Source organism: Arthrospira sp. PCC 8006, from assembly GCF_046480465.1.
GTDB lineage: Bacteria > Cyanobacteriota > Cyanobacteriia > Cyanobacteriales > Microcoleaceae > Limnospira > Limnospira platensis.
This window is the reverse complement of record NZ_PKGG01000293.1, coordinates 1-5,191: the sequence shown is the minus strand read 5'-3', so window position 1 is coordinate 5,191 and position 5,191 is coordinate 1. Positions and strand designations below refer to the sequence as shown.

7 protein-coding genes, 1 tRNA gene and 1 pseudogene are annotated in these 5,191 nt (G+C 43.0%); 1 reads left to right on the top strand and 8 read right to left on the bottom strand.

Going from position 1 to position 5,191, the window contains the following annotated elements:
• Positions 1 to 807: 807 nt before the first annotated feature.
• Positions 808 to 880 (top strand) — tRNA-Met (locus tag B9T16_RS25490).
• 317 nt (positions 881 to 1,197) lie between these two features.
• On the opposite strand, the gene B9T16_RS25485 is transcribed toward B9T16_RS25490, so the two are convergent.
• The 8 genes and pseudogenes from B9T16_RS25485 to B9T16_RS25450 all read right to left on the bottom strand — a co-directional run.
• A complete protein-coding gene (locus tag B9T16_RS25485) occupies positions 1,198 to 2,370 on the bottom strand; it encodes a group II intron reverse transcriptase (RefSeq protein ID WP_410246075.1) in 1,173 nt (390 codons plus the stop codon).
• Positions 2,360 to 2,590, bottom strand: a complete 231-nt coding sequence (locus B9T16_RS25480; protein ID WP_014274752.1) for a reverse transcriptase domain-containing protein — start codon at positions 2,588 to 2,590, stop codon at positions 2,360 to 2,362. The genes B9T16_RS25485 and B9T16_RS25480 overlap by 11 nt, the downstream gene beginning before the upstream one ends.
• Positions 2,550 to 2,771 carry a hypothetical protein gene (locus tag B9T16_RS25475; protein ID WP_014275071.1) on the bottom strand — a complete coding sequence of 74 codons (222 nt, stop codon included), beginning with the start codon at positions 2,769 to 2,771 and terminating at the stop codon, positions 2,550 to 2,552. The genes B9T16_RS25480 and B9T16_RS25475 overlap by 41 nt, the downstream gene beginning before the upstream one ends.
• 21 nt (positions 2,772 to 2,792) lie before the next feature.
• A complete protein-coding gene (locus B9T16_RS25470; RefSeq protein ID WP_014276929.1) occupies positions 2,793 to 3,017 on the bottom strand; it encodes a reverse transcriptase N-terminal domain-containing protein in 225 nt (74 codons plus the stop codon).
• A 632-nt stretch (positions 3,018 to 3,649) separates the two neighbouring features.
• The gene (locus B9T16_RS25465; RefSeq protein WP_410246074.1) at positions 3,650 to 3,898 is read right to left on the bottom strand and encodes a hypothetical protein; all 249 of its coding nucleotides are present in this window, start codon (positions 3,896 to 3,898) and stop codon (positions 3,650 to 3,652) included.
• 277 nt (positions 3,899 to 4,175) lie between these two features.
• Positions 4,176 to 4,307 (bottom strand): hypothetical protein, encoded by a 132-nt coding sequence (locus B9T16_RS25460; RefSeq protein WP_286146584.1) that lies wholly within the window; start codon positions 4,305 to 4,307, stop codon positions 4,176 to 4,178.
• A gap of 15 nt (positions 4,308 to 4,322) precedes the next feature.
• Positions 4,323 to 4,574 (bottom strand): hypothetical protein, encoded by a 252-nt coding sequence (locus B9T16_RS25455; RefSeq protein ID WP_006615918.1) that lies wholly within the window; start codon positions 4,572 to 4,574, stop codon positions 4,323 to 4,325.
• Positions 4,575 to 4,706: 132 nt separating this feature from the next.
• Positions 4,707 to 5,191, bottom strand: a pseudogene (locus tag B9T16_RS25450) (IS630 family transposase); the annotation flags it as partial.

The window sequence follows — 5,191 nt, the reverse complement described above, 5'->3', positions numbered from 1 at the left end:
AGCGAAATAGGTTGGCACGCTGCGCCCAAAAGGGCAAGGGAAAAATTAGGGGGCTCATACGACTACCTGCACAGACTTTTAAAGTACCCCGGTTCTGAGGACAAATCTAACGATGGAATGCCCATATAAGCGGAACGTTGTAATCCCTCTAATGCTCTGCCTATAAACAAGTGAGTAATGCTATTGACAAGGCAGTAGTGAAAAATGTAAGCGCATGGTTAGAGGGTGAAGGATGTGACCAGAAGCTAAAGCCCAATTGTCATGGTTGGGATATGCCCAATTGTCACGGTGTGGATATAGATACTGCGATTATTAGGAGTATAGTGGCGAGAACGAGTTGAAAGACTACGTGGTGCATAAAGCTCTGAACATTGAAGTACGAAAGCAGGGGGTAGTAACCCTGTTCCGATGACAAAAGGGTATCCACATCAGGAGCCGTGTGATGGGAAACTATCAAGCAAGGTTTTGAATGGGAGGGGGTGAAGGTGACTTCACTCTCGACCCCTACCCCTGGAGGGTGAAGGATGCGACCAKAAGCCAATGCCYAWYTGTAATGRCTRGGATATGCCCACAGGTCGCGGTGTGGATATAGATACTGCGATTAGTAGGAGTATAATGGCGAGAGCGAGTTGAAAGACTACGTGGTGCATAAAGCTCCAAAAGTTGAAGTACGAAAGCAGGGGGTAGTAACTCTGTTCCTATGAAAAAGGGTGTCCACATCAGGAGCCGTGTGATGCGAAAGTATCAAGCACGGTTTTTAATGGGAGTTCGGGAAGGTGACTTCCCGTTCGACCCCTACCGATTTGTGCGCCCTTGGCCGATTGGGGAGGCAGCGAACTCATAATTCGCCTTCAGACTGGTTCGATTCCAGTAGGGCGCATTCCCGACAATACTTTATCCTGACTACTATCGCGTGATATCGCTCAACCCGATATTCGTACCGTTACACTCAAAATGCACTCCATTCAGTCYTAGCACAYGGGACAATTAGTGCATTTCCCTTAGCAACAAATTTTAATTATTGACGGGTTAATCAATAAGCACAACTTAATCAATCTGTCAAATACCCATATCACCTCCCAGCAATTCTCATTTTGGCAAAAACCTGTTCAAGTCCCCGATTAGGGGTCGAGAATGGAGTCGCCTCCATCCCCTCCCATTCAGAACCGTGCGTGAAAGTTTCCCTTCACACGGCTCCTAGTTTGACTGCTCCATTGTTAAGGACACAGCGTTGGCCTTGTCAAGTGCCGTCTTATCGTCGCGGGTGTGGCGGTGTAATAGCTGAAGATTTTTGTATTCATCCTTTCCAGCGAGGCTTCGAGGTACAATGTRGTCTACTTCAATTAGGTCTGATGGGGTAAAGTATTGCCCACACCAGGTACACTTGCCTTTTTGCTTTTTGAGTAGTTTTGCTACCCTAATTGGCGTGTCGATTGCTTGTCCTTTTCTGGTTGCCCAGTAAGTCCAGTTTCCGTCGTATGGTGTTGCATCAGGGCGTATTGTGGTATGTCTGACAATCGGAGTCCAATTATGTTTCCATAGTTGAAATCCATCTTTAGTCTTGAATAACCAAGATTCATGTCTTTCTTTCCCATTGCTAAGTTTAACCGTTCCTTGTTGGAAGTAGTTTCCTAGCTTCTCGTAGTTTGCCTTTCTGCATCTTGATACTGTCCATGCCCGTAACATTAACCAGACTATGTTATCCAGTTTATTGAAGGTCTCAGATGAGACTACCCCTGAGTAGTAGTTTGACCATCCCTTTATACTTGGGTTTAGTTTGCTTATCAGAGCTGATTGGGGTGCTGTTTTATGTTGTTTTATTACACCCTTAATTACTTCTGTATGAGCTTTAACTGCTTTATTGCTGGGTTTGATGTTGGTTTTGAACCTTTTTTGACTTTTCCCAGATTTATATTTTCCTACCGGATATTGCCTAACATTGAATCCTAAAAAATCAAACCCAGGTTCCTCAGTCTTGCCGTTGTACTCAATGGGATTGAGTGTGTGGCAAATTCGAGTCTTTTCAGGTTTAATTTCTAGTCCTACAGGTTTTAGCCACTCGGAAATAGCAGTTTTGCACTGTTCAATGATTTCTAGTGATGGGGATATCACAACAAAGTCATCAGCGTATCTTATAACAGTAGCTTGTGCTCTGTTTGCTTTCTTGGGATACATTGTTTTTATGAGCCTAACCATGCCCAACAGTGCGATGTTGGCGAGTATTGGACTTATTACCCCTCCTTGAGGTGTCCCTGATTCTGTATCCTCAAATACACCGTTGTCTAGCACCCCAGCTTTGAGCCATTGTTTCAGGTCTTTCTTTAGGTTGCTTGGACAATGAATTTTGGACAGTAGGTAATCATGGTTCACGGTAAGAGCATTTAGCTATGTCCGCATCCAGTATATAATAACCTCCTTTGTTTATACTTTGGTAGATTCTGGATATTGCATCGTGGGCTGACCGTCCTGGACGGAACCCATAGCTTGTGCTTTCAAATCTCGATTCCCATTCAGGTTCGAGAGCCGACTTAACCAAGGCTTGCCTTGCTCTATCTTGGATTGTGGGTATTCCTATTCCAGCTTTTTTCATCCCTTCCAGGTTTTGGTATCCACACCCGTCGCAGTGGTTTTGTTTTGAGGTTTCCCTTAATGCTCTCAACAAGCTCAAACCTTGGCCTTGGAGAGATGACTCTTACTCCATCGACTCCAGCCGTTTTCTTGCCTTGACCCGCTTGGGGGGCGGGTTTATTAAGCTGACTGTTGGGAAGCATGGCTGACCGTGGAACCCGCCCCTACAGCCGTACTGCTAAGAGTCGGGCATAATATGATTTCACCAATAGACGTTGCCACCTTCTAGCCTTTGCATCCTGTCCCGATTTAGCTGCTTGAAATATACTCTTTTGGAGCTTGAAAACTTTCCGTTGAACCTTAGTCCATGGGATGGCTTTCCATGCGTTGTTCGTAGTCTTGATTGGTTTTGGTCTCCCAAACCCTTTCTTTAAACTCGCTATCGCCATATATACACCTACTAGGCTCTATTTCTTTACAATCAAACCGTGACCCGTTAGCATATCCCTATCATTACAATAGGGCGTTGGCTTCTGGTCACATCTCACCCCCTAATAGGCTTTCGCTTACACTTTTCACTACTGACTCTCTCGACCAGATTATCAGAGCCTAAGAGGGGTTGCAACGTTCCGTTTATATGGGCATTCCATCTTTAGATTTGTCCTCTYCACCAGGGTACTTTTAAAGGTCTGTGTAGGTAGTTGTAACAGCCTCCTACTTTTCCCCTTACTCTTTTGAGCGCAGCGTATCAACCTGTTTCGCTGCTCTATACTGATGATGGTTCAAGTCAGACATTCGGCTCACGCCTAATCATAGATGGTTGGCAGTGGTCTTTGTTCTGGTGTTAGGTTACACCTCGGAGCCTTCCGTTCCCCGCTTCAATCTGACGGGTTGTGTATCCTGAAACTGGGGGTGGCTATCGCCGTTACTCTCTACGCCCTGATTTCTCAGTTTTGTTTATGACCTTGAGTTCCCTGCCTTGCTTCGATTTCTCCAAGCGTCGGGACATATAAACAGTTATGGGATGGTCAGGGTACGAGTCCCTTTTATTCCACCAAGGGGTGAAAGTACCACTAGGAGGTTATTCCAGGCATTGCAGCCTTATTTGACTCCTAAACGTCTCGCACCTTATGTCTATAGTAGTCCATCCTTCTAATTGGCGTTCTTGTCCTGCACCTAATTCCAGTTTAATAGGTTTATTATCAGATAACAATTTTGTAATGACATTGTTATTTTTAGCAGATATTTTTCGTAAAACTTCTTCTTTATGTAAATTCTGCTTTTTACATTCTAAATATTCATTTAATTGGAATGATTCGTTTAAATCCATGACTGATGACTCCTTTAAAACCTTCTACAGTAATATCTTCCAACGGATAAATTTGAGTTATATTAATAACAATATATACTCTACACCTCAATCGCGAATTTAATAATTTATATATACTAATTAATCCTTCACATTTATAGCTACCAAAACCTAAATATATGTGTCTTTATATTCTTTTGAAGATATGAAAAAATTGATTATTCACTCTATATCAATAGCTAATTGTAAGCAAGATATTTAGTATTATTTTTCCTATCAACCTGCAAATAGTTTAAAATTATTCACTTACTGATTGCCATGTTTTAACATTGTCTAACATGACCTGATAATCTTCGCGTTCAGGATGCAAAGATATTAACTTTTCTAAAGGTTCCATTGCACCTGTAAAATCCTCCAATCGTATCCGCAATAAAGATAATTGTTCTCAAGCCATTCGATTTTCTGGTTCTCTTTGTAAAACCAATTCATAACCCTCTGGTTGTTGTTGCAATGAATCCTCTACAGAGATAGTTTCTGGCTGTGCTTGGGGAGTTCGCATAGCTTGTCTGATTGTAACTACTGCACCAAACAGCATAGAACCACCAAAGGAAACCACAGAAATAATCGCTAAAAGCTTCTTTTTGCGTTTTTCTTTGGCTTGACGGACAACAAAATAATCTTTACTGGAACTGGTCATGTTGTTTAACTTCCTGTGGAAAATACTTAATTAACTCTACCCTCTATTAAGGATAATACCCACAATACAGCAAAAACTAACATTTGAGTCTTAAATTTTATTAATAAATCTCTATAGCACTAGTCAATACGGTTAGGACGCAGCCTTGAGAACAGAATCCATGGCATCATCGAGAGAATCAAACTGCTCACGTGCAATGGCGAATGCGGGCTTTCAACCACGACCAACATTTCTCTATCTTGTTGAGGTCTGGCGAATAAGGCCGAAGATAGAGTAAACGGCATTGAGCTGCCTCCACCAGTTCAGCCTGCCGCCTCCCTTTATGAAACGTTGCATTGTCCAGTACTAGAGTTTGACCTGGCTTCAATGTTGGAATTAAGATAAACTCCAACCACAACTCAAACACTGTCCGATTACAACAACCCTCAAAGCGATCGGGGGCGAAGAGTTGTTGATAACACCATGCCGCCATATAGCTCACCCTGCCCTGCCTCTTCCCGGATTTGAGGGCATCGAAGCGTTGTCCTTCCTGGCAGTAACCATAAGGATAATCCGAGTCTTGACTATTCATGCCAGCTTCATCGAGGTAAACAACACCTTCCGACTCCATATGTTGA